Genomic DNA, 15,843 nt, shown 5'->3' with positions numbered 1-15,843 from the left:
CGCGCGATGCGTGCGTCGATCACGCATTATAAGGATCCGCCGCGTCGCGCAGGCCATCGCCGAGGAAGTTGAACGCGAGGATCACCAAGATGACGGGCACGACCGGCAGCATCAGCCAGGGATAGAGCACGACCACGTTCATATTCTGCGCTTCATTCAGCATGACGCCCCACGAGATGATGGGTGGCCGTAGGCCGAGGCCGAGAAAGCTCAATGCGGTTTCGCCGAGGATCATCGACGGGATCGTAATGGTGGCCGAGGCAATGAGATGGCTGATGAAGCCCGGCAACAGATGCCGCGCGATGACGCGCGGGGTACGCGCGCCCATCAGCTGCGCCGCCATCACGTAATCTTCCTCGCGCAAGGCCAGGAGTTTGGCCCGCACTGCTCGGGCCAGCCCGGTCCAATCCATCATCCCGAGGATCACCGTGATGCCGAAATAGACCAGGAGCGGGCTCCACGTCACGGGCATGATGGCGGCCAGTGCGAGCCAGATCGGGATGTGCGGAATCGAATGTACGATCTCGATCAGGCGTTGGCTGATGAGATCGAACCAGCCACCATAATAACCCGCGAGGCCGCCGATGATAAGCCCGAGGCAGAAGCTGATCGAAATGCCGATGAGGCCCACGGTCAACGACACGCGCGCGCCGTAGAGAATGCGCGACAGCACATCGCGCCCAAGCCGGTCGGTCCCGAACAAGAAGACGTTACCACCTTCGGCCGGGCAGAACAGGTGCGTGTCACCCGGGATCAAGCCCCAAAAGAGGTAAGGATCGCCGTGGCAGAAGAAGCGGATCTTATCGACCTTGGAGGTTTCGAGAGGATATTGTCGGCGCAGGTTCTTCATGTCGAGATGAAAGGTCGAGCCATAGACGAACGGGCCGACAAACGATCCTTTGTCGAAGAAGTGAATCCTCTGCGGCGGTGAGCGAATGAAATCCGTGTCTCGCGTGCCCCCGGCATAGGGCGCGAAAAACTCCGAAAACGGAACCGTCGCGTAGAGCACGAGCAGGAAGATGCCCGAGACCACGGCCATGCGGTGGCGTTTGAACTTCCACCACATCAGCCGCCATTGCGACGCCAGATAGATACGCTCCTGCGCCGGGGACAGTCGCGTGACCGACAGCGGATCGAATGGAGCCTTCGAGACGAAATGCGCCAGAGGCGCGCCCTGCAAAGGAGCCACGCCTGTCATTTCGTTGTTCCTCCGATCAGGCGGATGCGCGGGTCGAGGAAGGCCAGCGCGATGTCGGAGATCAACACGCCGACGATTGTCAGGGTCGCCAAAAACATCAGGAATGATCCGGCCAGGTAGATGTCCTGACTTTGCAAGGCATGAACCAGGAGCGGGCCGGTGGTCTGCAGCGACAGAACGATCGCGACGAGTTCCGCCCCCGAGACGATCGACGGCAGAATGCTGCCGATATCTGAAATGAAGAAGTTCATGGCCATGCGGAACGGATATTTCATTAAGGCGCGCATCGGGTGCAGGCCCTTGGCCCGTGCCGTCGTCACATATTGCTTCTGCAATTCTTCGAGTAGATTGGCGCGGATCGTGCGGATCATGCTGCCTGTGCCGGCCGTGCCAATGATGATGACCGGGATCCAGAGATGCGCCAAGATCGATTGGAGTTTCGCCCAGCTCATCGACTGATCAAAATATTTCGGATCCATTAAACCGCCAATGGAAATGCCGAACCACACATTGGCAAAGTAGAGAAACAGCAAGGCCAGCAGAAAATGCGGGATCGCCAGTCCGAGCAGTCCCAGTGTGGTCAGGCCATAATCGCCCCAGCTATATTGGTGGGTGGCCGAGTAGATGCCGATCGGGAAGGCGACCAGCCAAGTAAAGATAATCGTCGTGAATGAGAGAAGCATCGTGAGATAAAGCCGGTCGCCCACGACGTTGCGAACCGGCATCTGATACTCGAAGGAGTAGCCGAAATCGCCGACGAAAAACCCACCGACCCAGCGAAAGTATCGCTCCACCGGCGGCTTATCCAAGCCGTATTCCTTCTTCATGAAGTCGATTCGGCTATTATCGACCTTCTCGCCCTGAGCCTGCATCTCGGCGGCATAATTCGAAAAATAGTCGCTCGGCGACAGCGCCATCACGCCGAAGATGATCGCGCTCGTGACGAAAAGCGTCGGAATCATGATCAGCACGCGTCGCACCAGATAGGTCAGCATCGCGCGTCAGCCTCCGGGCGCATTGGCCAACCAGAATGTATCGGGCATGTAGATGCCGAAGAAGCCACCCGGGTCGAAGGCATACAAGGCGTCGCCGGGCACGTTCCGCATCTGATCGGAAATCACCACCGGCTGCTTCGTGCCGTTGATGATCCCGATCGTAAAGACCTGATCCGAGTTGATCGACAGCATGTTGCCCCAGATCTCTTGCCGCTGCGCCTTGTTGGTGGAGCGGCGCCACGCCCGGTAGAGATCGACCAGTTGCGCGGCTTCCGGAACGTCGACCGCATCGCCCTCGTGGCCGTCTGATTCTTGATACAGGCCCCACCGCGGCCACTGAAATTGCGATTCATGCATGGGGGCGAGATCGTCCGGCTCGATCGCCGAGGTCGGGTTACCATTGTCGATCCCCGATCCGATCGACATGATCGTCTCTCCATCGAGGATGCGCTTGCGGAACACGTCGCGATGCGCGGGATGCGTAAAGGCCCGCAGGCCGATCTTGGCCCAGTCATCCCCGACGAGTTCGAGGATATCGACATATTCGGCGACATCGCCCGCCGTCTCGACGATGAGGTCCGCTCTGCGGCCGTCGGGGAGCAGACGGAACCCATCGCTGCCCCGCTTGTCGAGCCCCGCCTCGTCGAGCAGCCTGTTGGCGGTGGCTGGATCATATGTGCTCCACGCTTTCGCGTAGGTCTCCTTGAAGAGAGGGCTTTGCGGCAGCACTGTATCGGCACTCTCGCGCGCAAGGCCGAAGAACAGCGCCTGGTTGATGTCGTGGCGATTGATCCCGAGCGACAAAGCGCGCCGGAAGCGGACGTCGCGCAGCAGCTTTTGCCAAACCGGGTCTTTGGCGTTCAAGTTCGGCATCAGTGCCGCGAACGAGCCCTGGCCGTTCTCCCAAAGATTGACCTTATAGTGGTTCAAATCCTCATTCTGCTTGAGGAACGTGTAATCCTCAAAACCGAGATAGCGGGCCTGTAACGTGCTGTCGCCGCTTGCGGTCTTGGCCGGGATCAAGCTTGTGGTGCCGAGCGAGAGGGTCACGCGATCGATGTAGGGCAGTTGCTGACCATCCTGATCGACGCGGTGGAAATACGGATTGCGCTCGAAGGTGAATAACTCGGCGGGGGGCGAGGTGCGGTTGCGCCACGGATCGAGGGTCGGCAAATCGGGGTTGTCGCAGCGATATTGGCGCGACATGCGCTCGTGGAGCGAGCCCCAGTTCATGACGCGGGCTTTTTTGACCAATTTATCGAGCGCGGCTGTGTCGGCGTATTTCGCATTGAACTGTTTGAGATAATGCGCCGGCATGAAGATGAAGAGCGGCTGCGATCCCGCTAGGGCAGGCAGGAAGGCGGGATTCGGTTCGTCCCAGCTGTAGCGCACGGTCGTTGCGTCGATGATCTCGACGCGCGGCGGCTTCCCCCGCACGAGGAGACTTGGGCTCGGACCGGAGGGCGACAGCGTCGCGTTATTGGCAACGTCCTCCCAATAATAACGAAAGTCCTCCGTCGTGAACGGCTGTCCGTCCGACCACTTGTGACCTTCGCGAAGATGCAACGTGAAAACTTTGTCGTCCTCGATCTGGATACTCTCGAGAATATCGGGAACGAAGTTCAGCTTGTCGTCGAAGACCACGAGCCGCGCGTAGGAATAGATCGTCATCATGCGAAGATCGCGCTGGTCGCCCATCAGCATCTTCCACGTGCCGCCGGGGTGTCCGGTCTCGCGATTCATCGAGGGAAGGTCGATAATGCGGGGATGCAGCGGCAGACGCTGGGCAACCGGCGGAAGCTTGCCGTCGCCGACGTCATACTCGAAATACGGCGTCTCCCGCTGTGTCGCGATCTCGGCTTGCGCGGAGCAGGCGGCCAGCAGCAGGGCCAACAGCCCGAACAGCAGGCTCATGCGACGCATTGCGCCAACTCCCGGAAATCCACGTTGGGTTGCGCCAGAACGATGTGGCCATTGCCGAGGTCGATCGGTTTGAGGGTCTCGGGCCGGCCATTGTCCCTGAACGCCGGGGCCCATCGCGCCGGGTCGGATGCGCTTTTGCCTTTGAGGCTTCCAAAGTCGAGCGGTCGGTCGAGATCCGGGAACGGGACGGCGGCGAGCAGCGCCTTGGTGTAGGAATGCGCCGGTTGCCGGAACAGAACATCGCGTGGTGCGATCTCGACGATGCGGCCGTGCGCCAGCACTGCGATCCGGTCCGCCACATAATCTACGACCGCGAGATTATGCGAGATGAACAGGTAGGTCAGGCCAAGTTCGCGCTGCAGGTCTTTCAGCAGGTTGAGAACTTGAGCCTGGACCGAGACGTCGAGCGCCGAAACGGGCTCATCGCAGATGATCAGATCGGGGTTGAGCGCGAGAGCCCTTGCGATGCCGATGCGCTGGCGCTGCCCGCCCGAGAAACTATGCGGGTAGCGGTTGAGAAAACGGCGGTCGAGCCCGACGGCGCTCATCAAATCGCCCACCCGGCGAACCTGCTCGTCGTGATTGCCCATGCCGTGGATTTCGAGCGGTTCGCACAAGATGTTCAGCACCGTCATGCGCGGCGACAGCGAACTGACGGGATCCTGAAAGATCATCTGGACGTGCTGGCGAAAGTCTCGTTCGGCCCGACCGCGCAACTTCAGGACGTCGATCGCCTTGGTGCCATCATTGAACGTCACCGAACCGCCGTCCGCCTTCATGGCCCGCATGATCAGCTTCGACACGCTCGTCTTGCCGCATCCGCTCTCTCCCACGAGACCGAGGCATTCGCCGCGCATGATGTCGAAGCTCACGTCATCGACAGCAACGACGGGCTCCGCCGGCTTGCCGAACAAGCCACTGCTGCGCGAGCCGTAGACCTTCCTGAGATTGCGGACGCTCAGCAGGGGCTCGTTGCCGCTTTCCGGCCGGGGCGGACGTGTGCTGACGAGCGGACTGATGTCCTCCTGGGCATCGCGCAAGGCGACGAGCCGCTCATTCGGCTTCATGTCGAAATGCGGAACCGCCTTCAGGAGCGCGCGGAGATAGGGGTGGCCCGGACGGCGGAAGATATCGTCGGCGGCGCCGGCCTCCATGACTTCGCCATGGTAGACGACCACGACCTCGTCGGCCATGTTGGCGACCACTCCGAGATCATGGGTGATCATCAGAATTGCCATGCCGAACTCGGTCTGCAACTCGCGCATCAAATTGAGCACCTGCGCCTGGATGGTGACATCGAGCGCGGTGGTCGGTTCGTCGGCGATCAAAAGGGCGGGGCGGCAGATCAAGGCCATGGCCAGCATGGCACGTTGACGCAGACCGCCGGAGAGTTCGAAGGAATACATCCCGTAAGCGCGCGCCGGGTTCTTGAAGCCGACAAGGCCGAGCATGTGCTCGGTCATGTTGCGGGCCTCGCCGTGCGGAACCGGTCGGTGCAACCGGAGCGCTTCCTCAATCTGATTGCCGATCGTATGGACTGGCGACAGGGACGACATCGGCTCCTGGAAGATCATACCGATGCGGCCGCCGCGGAGATGGCGGATCGCGCTGCCGTCGCGCGGCATCAAGGCGATGTCGACCGGCGGTTCGGAGGCTTTCTTCGGGTCGCTGAACAGGATCTGGCCGCCCGTGACCGAGCCTGCCTTGGGCAATAACCCCATGATGGCTTGGGAGATGACGGTTTTGCCCGAACCCGATTCGCCGACCAGCGCCACGGTCTTGCCAGCCGGCACCCGGAAGGATACCCCCTTCACGACCTCGATCGGCCGATCCTGCAATCGGAACGCAACCTTCAGGTTGTCGACCCGTAGGATGTCTGGCTTCGCACTCTTCAAGATGTTCTCGGTCAAATGATGCCGCTCGATCGAAACCTCTGTGCCTTAACGATGTCACACGGCGCGGGCGGAAGCTAGCGCACGACGGAATTTAAGCAGACCTATTCATTCCGTTGCGGGCCGGACCGTCACGCCGGCAGTCTCGATTTGAGATCGCGGGCCGCCTCTGCATAGCCGCCGGACGCGCCGTCGATGAAATGCACGTGGTTGGATTGCACCACCGAGGGGATCACGCAGGTGATCGTCGCGGCATCCTGACGATGCAGGCCATAGACCGCGATGACGTCGCGAGCCGCGTCTTGCAGCCGTGTCTCGATCCGATCGGCGTGCGCTGGCGTACAATCGAGCGTCATCATCAGCCCATCATCATATTTCCGGAAATCGGAATTCTCGACCACCTCGCGGAGATAGCGTTTTGGCGAAAAACCGCCAACGCTCCAGCCGGTCGTCAACAGAACGGTCGCCAAAACCGAATAGGCGGCCTCTGCCAACCAGCGGTGGAGCATCGAGGAGTTTGCAGGCTGCATTCTCGCGTCGATCCCGATTGCAGCCAATTGCTGCCGCAACCCCGGCCGAAACACGGGCATCGGCCGGGCCTCGTCCGGGCCTTGCTCGGCGATCTCCAGCACCTCGCGCACGAGGGCTTGGAAGCGCGGATCGTCGGGACCGGAGGTGGGGCGCACCAGCACCGAGAGGATCACGCCATGCTTGGCGACGAGATCGTGGAACCGGCAGGTGAGGCCGGTCAGATCGGGGTGGGCATCCTTCGGCGCGGGCGCGACCGCGACGTCGCCCGCCTTGAGACGCCGCTCGGCCCAGGCGAGGCCGCCGCCCGCAAACATCGCGTAGGTGACGTTGTTTGAGACCGCGAACCGCGCGACGCGGACATCGAGAGACTGGGCGCGGATGTCGCTGACCGAGACGATGCCCCCGCGGAGGACGAGATTCAACTCGCGTCCGACCCAGGCGACCGTCGCGGCCAGCGCTACGCTGGCCTGTTCGGCATCCTCCGGTCCGACCGCGAAACTTGCGCCGTCACCACCGAAGATGAAGGGAAATTCGAGTGTCCCGAGCGCATTCGATACCGCTGAGATGACCGCCGCGCCGGCCGTGTTGACGGTCTTGTAGCGACCTTCAGCGATGGCTTGGCTCGATGACACCACATCGGCGATCCCGACGACCCAGTCGTCGGGCAACGGCGCGAAGGACGCCGAATCAGCGATGCCGTGAAAACCAGAGAGGGGTGCGAGACTACGATAGAACGCGGCAGTTCCCAAAGCCGGTCTGCGTCCATGCCCGTCGCGATCGAGGCTCTCGGGCTGTGTCATCGATTCGATCCGCTCCTTGCGCGGATGATCGGCGTCGGCGCGCCACGCCAGCCTATTATGACGGAACTCTTTGGCATAGCCATTCGTCCTGTCCCTGGCATAAGCTTTGCTCGATCGGCGTGTCCAATCGCCTCCTGGAGACCAACATCACGTGTCGCCCAAAGGTCAGTTTTTCGACGAAATGACGGGACCCGATGGAGAGCCGCGCGAGGTTTATGCGCGGTTGTCGCGGTGGCTTGCAGAAGCCCCGCCCGAGTTGCTGGCCTCGCGCCGGGCCCAAGCCGATCTGCTCTTCCGCCGCATCGGCATTACGTTCGCGGTCTATGGCGAGAAAGATGCGGCCGAGCGGTTGATTCCGTTCGACATCGTGCCGCGTCTGATCAGCCAGAGCGAGTGGCGGCGACTTGAAGTCGGTCTGGTGCAGCGCGTGAAGGCCATGAACATGTTCCTGGCCGACATCTACGGTCCGCGCGATATCCTTCGGGCCGGCATCGTGCCGTCGGCGCTGGTCTATCAGAATCCGTACTTCCGGCCCGAGATGGTCAACGTGCGCGTGCCGTTCGACACCTATGTGCATATTGCCGGGATCGATATCGTTCGCATCGACGCGGACGATTTCTACGTGCTCGAAGACAATGCCCGCACGCCGTCCGGCGTGTCTTACATGCTGGAAAATCGCGAAGTCATGATGCGGCTCTTCCCGGAGCTGTTTGCCGCCCATCGGGTGGCCCCGGTCGAGAATTATGCCGATCTGCTGCTGCAATCCCTCCGCAGCGTCGCGCCGCGGACCGCGGACGCCGATCCGGTCGTCGTGTTGCTAACGCCCGGCCAATTTAACTCCGCTTATTACGAACACTCGTTCCTGGCCGACAAGCTCGGCATCGAGCTCGTCGAGGGCCGCGATCTCTTCGTCGACGACGATGTCGTTTACATGCGGACCACGGAGGGACCGAAGCAGGTTGACGTCATTTATCGACGGCTCGACGACGACTTCCTCGATCCGCTTGCGTTCAGGCCCGATAGTACGCTCGGCGTGCCGGGGCTGATGAGCGCCTACCGGGCCGGAACCGTCACGCTTGCTAATGCGGTCGGAACCGGGGTGGCGGACGACAAGGCGCTCTACACCTATATGCCGGAGATCATACAATTTTATTTGGGCGAGGCGCCGCTTCTGAAGAATGTGCCAACCTATCGGTGCAGGGAGCCAGAGACGTTACGCTACGTGCTCGAGCATCTTCCTGAACTCGTGGTCAAAGAGGTCAATGGCTCGGGCGGCTATGGCATGCTGGTGGGCCCCCATGCGACGCGCGCCGAGATCGAGCTTTTCGCCAAGAAACTCACGCTCGACCCCGCCAATTTCATCGCTCAGCCAACGCTCGCGCTATCGACCTGTCCCACCGCGATGCCGGGCGGGATTTCGCCCCGGCATGTCGATTTTCGACCGTTTGTGCTGACCGGCTCGAAAGGTGTCCGGGTGGTTCCGGGCGGGTTGACGCGCGTCGCCATGCAGGACGGCTCGCTCGTGGTTAATTCCAGCCAAGGCGGCGGCACGAAGGATACCTGGATCATCGAAGACGCGGGGACCCGTTCATGAGCCGGACCGACAGCGACGGCGAACGCGCCGCTTTTTCGATGCGGCGTCCCGTTCGCAAATTCACCATGCTGTCGCGGACGGCCGACAATCTCTTCTGGCTAGCCCGCTATATGGAGCGGGCCGATTTCCTCGCCCGTACGGTCGAGGCGACGCAGCGGCTCGCCGCGCTTCCGGCCGTCTACAATCAAGCCGGAACCGAGTGGGAAAGTGCGCTTGAGTCCTCCGGCGCCGGTGATCCTTACCGGGCAAAATATGAGGTGGTCGAACCCGACAAGGTGATGGATTTCATCATCTTCGACGCCGCAAACCCCTCGTCGATCCGCAACTGCATCGAACTCGCCCGTACCAATGGGCGAGCCGTGCGGACGGCGCTCACGGCCGAAATGTGGGATGCCATCAATGGCGCTTGGCTCGAACTCAAGCGCTTCGAGGGATCACGAACCCGGGACGATGCCGCGCGGCGGGAAGAGATCACGCATTTTCTGGATTTCGTGAAGCAGACGTCGCTGGTATTCGACGGCTCCGTTTATCGCACGATGTTGCGGGACCCGTCCTACTGGTTCTCGCGTCTCGGCGTCTTTGTGGAACGCGCCGACAACACCGCCCGTATTCTGGACGTGAAATATCATGTGCTGCTGCCCGAGACCGAAGCTGTGGGCGGCTCGCTCGACTATTTCCAGTGGACCGCGATCCTTCGCGCCGTCTCGGCCCTAACGGCTTATCACTGGGTCTATCGCGAGAGCATCAAGCCTTGGCTTATCGCGGATCTCCTCATTCTGCGGCTGGAGATGCCGCGCTCGCTGCTGTCCTGCTACGAGAATATCAATCGCTGCCTCGACTCGCTCGGCAAAGCATACGGCCGGCAAGGTGCGGCGCAGCGTCAGGCGAGGCGTGTGATGGCGCAATTGGAGAATGCCTCGATCGAGGAAATCTTCCAGCAGGGCCTGCATGAGTTCATCACGGCCTTTCTGGACGATAACAACAAACTCGGCGCCGCAATCGCGGAACAATTTCTGGTCTGAGGTCGAGCATGAGGCTGCGTATCCGTCACCACTTGCACTACCGGTTTGCCGAGCCGGTTCGCAACGTGACCCAAATTCTACGGATGACCCCGCGTTCGCATGAAGGCCAGCACATCATGAACTGGCGCATCGACGTCGATGTGGATTGCATGTTGAAGGCCGGCGTGGACGGGTTCGGCAACATCACCCACACCTTCACGGCCAAGGGCCTTTCGGAAGAATTGGCCATCTCGCTCTTTGGTGAGATCGAGAATTTCGATACTGCTGGACTTATCCGCGGCTCGGCGGAACGGCTTCCTGTCGATCTGTTCCTGCGCGGCAGCGATCTGACGACCGCCGACGAGCCGCTGCGCCGCTTCGCGGAAACCGCTGTGGCCGAGGAGACGACCGATCTCGGCAAATTGCATGCCCTGCTCGATGCGGTTCATGTGGCGCTGCCGATCGCGGGTGAGAGCGGCGATCTGAAAAGCGCGAGCGATACATTTGCGGCAAAAACAGGCACGAGCGGTGCCGTTGCTCATGTTTTCATCGCCTGCGCCCGCCATCTCGGATTTCCGGCGCGGTTTGCGAGCGGCTATTACCTCGGCGAGGACGAAAATGGCACCTCGCATGCCTGGAGCGAGGCGTTCGTCGGGAGCCTCGGTTGGATCGGATTTGATGCGGCGCATGCGATTTGTCCGCAGGAGCGGCATATCCGCGTCGCGAGCGGCCTCGATGGTCTCGCGGCTGCGCCCGTGCGCGGCACCTATGCGGCCGAGCTGACCGACCGCCTCGATATCACAACTTTATTCGGGTTCGACGGTGGCCAGCGGCAAAGCCAAACCCAAGGCGGACAGAGCCAGAGTCAGGGTGGACAAAGTCAGAGCCAGGGGTCCGGCGGGCAAAGCCAAAGCCAGGGTTAAGCTGGCCCCGCCGTTCAATAGACGTAGGGGTAGACGTAGCGCTGGATGATGTCCTCGACGAGGAACAACAGCAGCAGCAGGATGATGGGCGATACGTCGATGCCCCCGAGATTGGGCAGGATGTTGCGGATCGGCCGGAGCAAAGGCTCCGTCAAGGCATTGAGAAAATTCCAGATCGACCGGACGAGATCGTTGCGGAAATTGATGACGTCGAACGCCAGCAGCCAAGACAGGATCGCAACCCCGATGATGACGTAGCTGTAAAGATGCAGAACGAGAAGAACGACATCGAGCAAAGCGCGCATGAAGGCTCCGGCAACCGGCACGAGCGCGTCATCGGCCCGCTACCTGTCAGGCTTTCGTTTAGCGATGTCTGAAAGACCGGGCAACCCCGCGCCGGACACCGGTCAGGTGGGCCGGCCGAGCCGCATCGCTTGGCTGCCGCGTCTTGTCGCCGTCGTCGTTGCGGTCACGGCATGGAGCGGACTTGCGGTGCAGTTCGCCGCCAGCTTTCAACAGGGCGGGCGTGTCGGCGTGACCGTTTGGGTGATGCTGCGTTACTTCACGGTTTTGGCCAATCTGACGACCGCGATCGTCTTCACCGGTGTCGCGCTCGGTCAGCAGCGCGTCTTTCACCCTCGGATGCTCGGCGGCGTCACGCTTGCGATGCTGTTGGTCGGCATCGTTTATGCGGCCTTGCTTCGCGGGATATTCAAGTTGAGTGGCGGCGCGATCCTGGCCGATTTCATTCTGCACAGCGTCACGCCCGTCCTGGTTCCGCTGTTTTGGCTGACCCTCGCGCAGAAAGGGCGGCTTCAATGGTCCGACCCGTGGTTCTGGGCGATGGTGCCGCTCGCCTATCTGGCCTATGCGCTGGTGCGCGGCGCGGCCGACGGCCTCTATGCCTATCCCTTTCTGGATGTAAGCCGGATCGGCTGGGCCGCCACGGCCGTCAACGCGCTATCGATGGGGCTCGGCTTTCTCGGCGCCGGCTTTCTTCTGGTCGGGCTCGATCGCGTGCTGGCCCGCTTCACTCCGCAGTGAGGCATCCGTATTCGGCTGCCGCATCGGCGAGCCAATGCCACAGATCCTTGGCGAAGCTGCGCGGCACCGCGATCGTATAGCTCGGCGCCGGATCGACCTGCCAGATCAGCACCGGTATTCCGCCCGCGACCGTTGCGGCCACGCTGCCGACCGCGAAGGCGCGCGGATGGAGATCGATCGTCAGCAGTTTGGCGAGTGCGTCCCGGGCGCGTGGACCCGAAACGGTGAGGATCGTCCTCGCGTCTCCGGCTTCGACCAGCGTGCACAGCAGTGCGAGCGGCTCGAAGCGTTGACGAGCCTCTGTCATCTCGTCCCGAGTCGTGATCCCGAGCCAGACGTCAGGGCCGACGCCCACGAGGGCGATGCCGAGCGCCTCGGACCAGCGTGGCCCCTGAGGGAGATCGAGACCGACCGAGACGAGCCTGTCGCGCAGCGCGTCGCCTTGACCCTTGCGGGCCAGCAGCATGAACGCGTCGAGGTCGAGCCTTTCGGCCAGGACGACGCCCGGCTCGCCGAGCGGGTGACCCGACAGACCCGGATGCCGCGATGCCGCCAGGGCCGAGCGTGGTTGCAGATCGAGATCAGCCACGCAATTTCGCTCCCTGCGGATCGTAGAAGACGGGCGAGCAAATCTCGACCAACGTGTCGCGTCCACGCACCGGGTCGTAGGCTCGCACCTGTTCGCCGATCCGCTGGGTGCCGCGCACGATAAGGCCGAGGCCGATATGGCTCTGCAGCGTCGCCGACCAAGCGGTCGACGTCATGTGGCCCTCCTGGCTCCGGAGTTTGTTCTCCGAGCCTGGGCGCAGAAAATGCGCGCCCGCCGCGATCGGTTCGGTCGGATTCATCGGCTTGAAGCCCATAAGGATCGGCCGCTCATGCGCCGTGAGGGCAGGGCGTTGTGCCAAGGCCGCGCCGATATAGTCCTTCTTGGTCGACATCATCTTGCCGAGGCCGAGATCGCGCGCCGTCGTGCGGCCGTCGAGTTCCCCGCCCGCCGCATGTCCCTTCTCTATCCGCAGCACATTGAGGGCTTCGAGCCCATAGGGCAGCAGTCCGTGCGGCTCTCCCGCCGCCTGGATGGCGCGAGCGAGGGCGTCGCCGAACCGCGCCGGCACCGCAATCTCATAGGCGAGTTCGCCCGAGAACGAGATGCGGAACAGTCGAGCCGGAATTCCACCCGCCAAGGTGAGTTGCGCCACGGCCATGAACGCAAAAGCGTCGTTGGACAGATCGAACGACGCCGGCAACACGCTGGACAGAACCTCGCGCGAGCGCGGCCCCGCCACCGCATATTGCGCCCATTGCTCGGTCACCGACACGCAGGCGACATCGAGCGTCGGCCACAAAACCTGGGCGCAGAACTCCAGATGAGCCATGACGCCAACCGCCTGAGCGGTCGTGGTCGAGATCACGTAGCGCTCCTCGGACAGCCGCGCCGCGGTGCCGTCGTCCAGGATAAAACCATCTTCCCGCAACATGACCCCGTAACGCGCCCGACCGACCGGAAGCGACGACATGACATTGCAGTAGAGCTTGTCGAGAAAGGCGCCGGCGTCGGGACCGACGACCTCGATCTTGCCAAGGGTCGAGACATCGCACAGTCCGACGCGCTCGCGCACCGCCGTCACCTCGCGGTCGCATGCGTCGCGCCAACCCTTGTCTCCCTCATGCGGAAAATATTGCGCGCGGAGCCATAACCCGGATTCGACGAAGACAGCCTTCTGGTCGGTCGCCCACCCGTGGGCGGCCGTGAGCCGGGTCGGCCGGAACTGCTTTTCGCGATGGTGGCCGGCGAGGGCGCCGAACGAGACGGGCGTATAGGGGGGACGAAAACGCGTCGTCCCGACATTCGGAATCGATGTTCCGGTAATTTCAGCCATCAGGGCCAGACCATTGACGTTGGCGGTCTTGCCTTGATCGGTCGCCATGCCGAGCGTCGTGTAGCGCTTGAGATGCTCGACCGACCGGAAACCTTCCCGCTCGGCCAGGGCGACGTCCGACACCGTGACGTCGTTCTGGAAATCCACGAAAGCCTTGTGGCGCGGGGATTTCACTCGCCACAAGGGGGTCACCGCTGTGCTCTCGCCATCGGCCGATGGCACGATGACGGAGCGTGGGTGGAAGCCGCAGGCGGCGGCGGCGTCGGAGCCGCTCCGAACGCCGTCGGCGAGACAGGCCGCGAGTGCGAAATCACCTTTGGCGGCGCCGGCCACTTCCATGCCAGGCGGGAGGGTGCCTGGGACGAATGCCGCGAGCGCCGCATCCCATGTGGGCTTGCCGCCGAGATGGGTCGACAGATGGATCGTGGGTTGCCACCCGCCCGACACAGCCAAAAGATCGCAGGCGAGCGTGAAGGCCGGCCCCGACGCCGGCTGGATTTCGACGCCCTCGACGCCGAGCGTGCCGAGCGCGCGGGTCACCACGCCCTCGATCCGGCGAAGATCCGAAAGCCCAGGGATATGGTCGAGACCCGTCAACGCGTCGGGACGCGGATCGACCACCGCCATCACCCGCAGGCCGGCCGCCGCGCAATCGCGGATCGTGCGATGGGCATCGTCGTTGTTGCCGAACAGCACGACGCTGGAGCCGGGGCGGACGCCGAAGCGGTTGACATAAGATCGCACCGCGCCGGCCAACATGACGCCGGGGCGATCGTTGTCGCCGAACACCAGCGGACGTTCGATCGAGCCCGTCGCCAGGATCGAGCGACCGGCCGTGATCCGCCACAGGCGCTGGCGAGGCTGATGCGCGGGCGGAACCGCGACATGATCGGCGACCCGTTCCACGGCCGCGTAATCGCCCCCGTCATAAACGCCGAACAGCGTGGTCCGGGTCAGCACCCGCACCTCCGGCATGCTGGCCAATTCCCGGGCGACGGTGTCGGCAAGGCGCGATGCGGGCTGGCCGCCGACCGAGCGATCTTCGGTAAGGAGGCGCCCGCCGAGGTTGAAATCCTCGTCCACCAGAACGACACGGGCGCCCGAACGCCCGGCCGTCAGGGCCGCCATCAGACCGGCGGGGCCACCGCCGATCACCAGGACATCGCAGAAGGTCGAGACCTTGTCGTAGGTATCGGGGTCCGGCGCAGTCGCGGCGCGCCCGAGGCCAGCCGCCCTGCGGATGATCGGCTCGTAGACCTTCTCCCAAAAGGCAGCCGGCCACATGAACGTCTTATAGTAGAAGCCGGCCGAGAGGATCGGCGAGATCCGGGAGTTGATGGCCATCAGATCGTAGCGCAGCGAGGGCCAGCGGTTCTGGCTCACGGCGTCGAGGCCGTCGAAGAGTTCCGCCGTCGTGGCGCGCGTATTGGGCTCCCGCCGCGCACCGCCGCGCAATTCCACCAGCGCGTTCGGCTCCTCCGGTCCGGCCGAAAGGATGCCGCGCGGGCGGTGATATTTGAACGACCGGCCGACCAATCGAACGCCGTTGGCCAGAAGCGCGGAGGCGAGCGTGTCGCCGCTGAGGCCGGATAGTGCTTGCCCGTCGAACGTGAAAGACAGTGGCTTGCGGTCGTCCCGCTCCGCCGTCTTGATGCGGAACGGTTGCGTCGCCACGCCGACCGGCGCGGCCGGTTCGATGCTGGAGCGCTCTGCCGTCGCGGGGACGGCCGTATGAGCCGGATGCGTCAGGTCGCTCATGGATGCTCACCTTCGGTCGCCGCGAGGACCTGCTCGCGCGCGCTGGCGACGTTGGAGATCGCGTGGGTCGTCACGTTTCGCTCGACGATCAACCAGCTTCGGCAGCCGCCGACATGTTGCCAATATTCGCGCATCACGCCCGGGCTGTTGTCGCGCATGTAGACATAGTCGACGAACAGCGTCGTATCGGGCACGGTCGCGCGGGTGCCGATGTTCGGGCGCGTGGGAGCGGCGTCACCGAGGTAGGAGAATTCCGCGTGACTGCGTTCGCCACAGAAGGGGCACCGGATGCGCATCGGTT

Annotated in this window: 13 protein-coding genes; 4 read left to right on the top strand and 9 right to left on the bottom strand. The window is 62.9% G+C overall.

Features of this window, described 5'->3' with window-relative positions:
• Positions 1-19: 19 nt before the first annotated feature.
• The 5 genes from LGH83_RS07660 to LGH83_RS07640 form a co-directional block, all read right to left on the bottom strand.
• Entirely contained in the window at positions 20-1,198 is a 1,179-nt protein-coding gene (locus LGH83_RS07660) for an ABC transporter permease (protein WP_227401276.1), read from the bottom strand.
• On the bottom strand, positions 1,195-2,193 hold the full coding sequence (locus LGH83_RS07655; protein ID WP_227401275.1) for an ABC transporter permease: 999 nt from the start codon (positions 2,191-2,193) through the stop codon (positions 1,195-1,197). Before LGH83_RS07655 ends, LGH83_RS07660 begins: the two co-directional genes overlap by 4 nt.
• Positions 2,194-2,199: 6 nt before the next feature.
• Positions 2,200-4,116 (bottom strand): ABC transporter substrate-binding protein, encoded by a 1,917-nt coding sequence (locus LGH83_RS07650; RefSeq protein ID WP_227401274.1) that lies wholly within the window; start codon positions 4,114-4,116, stop codon positions 2,200-2,202.
• Positions 4,104-6,026, bottom strand: coding sequence for an ABC transporter ATP-binding protein (locus tag LGH83_RS07645; RefSeq protein WP_227401273.1), 1,923 nt, complete (start codon positions 6,024-6,026; stop codon positions 4,104-4,106). The genes LGH83_RS07650 and LGH83_RS07645 overlap by 13 nt, the downstream gene beginning before the upstream one ends.
• 113 nt (positions 6,027-6,139) lie before the next feature.
• On the bottom strand, positions 6,140-7,339 hold the full coding sequence (locus LGH83_RS07640) for a DUF3095 domain-containing protein (RefSeq protein ID WP_227401272.1): 1,200 nt from the start codon (positions 7,337-7,339) through the stop codon (positions 6,140-6,142).
• A 181-nt stretch (positions 7,340-7,520) separates the two neighbouring features.
• Here LGH83_RS07640 and LGH83_RS07635 point away from each other — a divergent pair, with 181 nt between their 5' ends.
• The 3 genes from LGH83_RS07635 to LGH83_RS07625 all read left to right on the top strand — a co-directional run bounded on the left by LGH83_RS07635 (position 7,521) and on the right by LGH83_RS07625 (position 10,857).
• The gene (locus LGH83_RS07635) at positions 7,521-8,933 is read left to right on the top strand and encodes a circularly permuted type 2 ATP-grasp protein (protein WP_227401768.1); all 1,413 of its coding nucleotides are present in this window, start codon (positions 7,521-7,523) and stop codon (positions 8,931-8,933) included.
• A gap of 65 nt (positions 8,934-8,998) precedes the next feature.
• Positions 8,999-9,955 (top strand): alpha-E domain-containing protein, encoded by a 957-nt coding sequence (locus LGH83_RS07630; RefSeq protein WP_227401767.1) that lies wholly within the window; start codon positions 8,999-9,001, stop codon positions 9,953-9,955.
• 8 nt (positions 9,956-9,963) lie between these two features.
• Complete coding sequence (locus LGH83_RS07625) at positions 9,964-10,857, top strand: transglutaminase family protein (protein ID WP_227401271.1); 894 nt, start codon at positions 9,964-9,966, stop codon at positions 10,855-10,857.
• A 14-nt stretch (positions 10,858-10,871) separates the two neighbouring features.
• Here the strand turns inward: LGH83_RS07625 and LGH83_RS07620 are convergent, their stop codons facing one another.
• Positions 10,872-11,162, bottom strand: a complete 291-nt coding sequence (locus LGH83_RS07620; RefSeq protein ID WP_131118925.1) for a YggT family protein — start codon at positions 11,160-11,162, stop codon at positions 10,872-10,874.
• Between the two features lie 64 nt (positions 11,163-11,226).
• Here LGH83_RS07620 and LGH83_RS07615 point away from each other — a divergent pair, with 64 nt between their 5' ends.
• Entirely contained in the window at positions 11,227-11,901 is a 675-nt protein-coding gene (locus tag LGH83_RS07615) for a Pr6Pr family membrane protein (RefSeq protein ID WP_227401270.1), read from the top strand.
• Here LGH83_RS07615 and LGH83_RS07610 read toward each other — a convergent pair.
• Genes LGH83_RS07610 through LGH83_RS07600 form a run of 3 tightly spaced genes read right to left on the bottom strand, consistent with a single transcriptional unit; the run spans position 11,888 to position 15,838 of the window.
• The gene (locus LGH83_RS07610) at positions 11,888-12,490 is read right to left on the bottom strand and encodes a sarcosine oxidase subunit gamma (protein WP_227401269.1); all 603 of its coding nucleotides are present in this window, start codon (positions 12,488-12,490) and stop codon (positions 11,888-11,890) included. The genes LGH83_RS07615 and LGH83_RS07610 overlap by 14 nt on opposite strands.
• Complete coding sequence (locus tag LGH83_RS07605) at positions 12,483-15,542, bottom strand: sarcosine oxidase subunit alpha family protein (protein ID WP_227401268.1); 3,060 nt, start codon at positions 15,540-15,542, stop codon at positions 12,483-12,485. Before LGH83_RS07605 ends, LGH83_RS07610 begins: the two co-directional genes overlap by 8 nt.
• Entirely contained in the window at positions 15,539-15,838 is a 300-nt protein-coding gene (locus LGH83_RS07600; RefSeq protein ID WP_131118921.1) for a sarcosine oxidase subunit delta, read from the bottom strand. The genes LGH83_RS07605 and LGH83_RS07600 overlap by 4 nt, the downstream gene beginning before the upstream one ends.
• Positions 15,839-15,843 lie beyond the last annotated feature (5 nt).

The sequence above is a fragment of the Lichenihabitans sp. PAMC28606 genome (assembly GCF_020616535.1).
Lineage (GTDB): Bacteria > Pseudomonadota > Alphaproteobacteria > Rhizobiales > Beijerinckiaceae > Lichenihabitans > Lichenihabitans psoromatis.
This window is presented reverse-complemented; position numbering and strand designations above follow the sequence as displayed.

What these genes read in the sequence shown, in the direction of transcription:
- LGH83_RS07650 (WP_227401274.1), bottom strand. Translation starts at nt 4,116, where the DNA reads ATGCGTCGCATGAGCCTGCTGTTCGGGCTGTTGGCCCTGCTGCTGGCC.
- LGH83_RS07605 (WP_227401268.1), bottom strand. Translation starts at nt 15,542, where the DNA reads ATGAGCGACCTGACGCATCCGGCTCATACGGCCGTCCCCGCGACGGCA.
- LGH83_RS07615 (WP_227401270.1), top strand. Translation starts at nt 11,227, where the DNA reads ATGTCTGAAAGACCGGGCAACCCCGCGCCGGACACCGGTCAGGTGGGC.
- LGH83_RS07620 (WP_131118925.1), bottom strand. Translation starts at nt 11,162, where the DNA reads ATGCGCGCTTTGCTCGATGTCGTTCTTCTCGTTCTGCATCTTTACAGC.
- LGH83_RS07630 (WP_227401767.1), top strand. Translation starts at nt 8,999, where the DNA reads ATGCTGTCGCGGACGGCCGACAATCTCTTCTGGCTAGCCCGCTATATG.
- LGH83_RS07660 (WP_227401276.1), bottom strand. Translation starts at nt 1,198, where the DNA reads ATGACAGGCGTGGCTCCTTTGCAGGGCGCGCCTCTGGCGCATTTCGTC.
- LGH83_RS07640 (WP_227401272.1), bottom strand. Translation starts at nt 7,339, where the DNA reads ATGACACAGCCCGAGAGCCTCGATCGCGACGGGCATGGACGCAGACCG.
- LGH83_RS07600 (WP_131118921.1), bottom strand. Translation starts at nt 15,838, where the DNA reads ATGCGCATCCGGTGCCCCTTCTGTGGCGAACGCAGTCACGCGGAATTC.
- LGH83_RS07655 (WP_227401275.1), bottom strand. Translation starts at nt 2,193, where the DNA reads ATGCTGACCTATCTGGTGCGACGCGTGCTGATCATGATTCCGACGCTT.
- LGH83_RS07625 (WP_227401271.1), top strand. Translation starts at nt 9,964, where the DNA reads ATGAGGCTGCGTATCCGTCACCACTTGCACTACCGGTTTGCCGAGCCG.
- LGH83_RS07635 (WP_227401768.1), top strand. Translation starts at nt 7,521, where the DNA reads ATGACGGGACCCGATGGAGAGCCGCGCGAGGTTTATGCGCGGTTGTCG.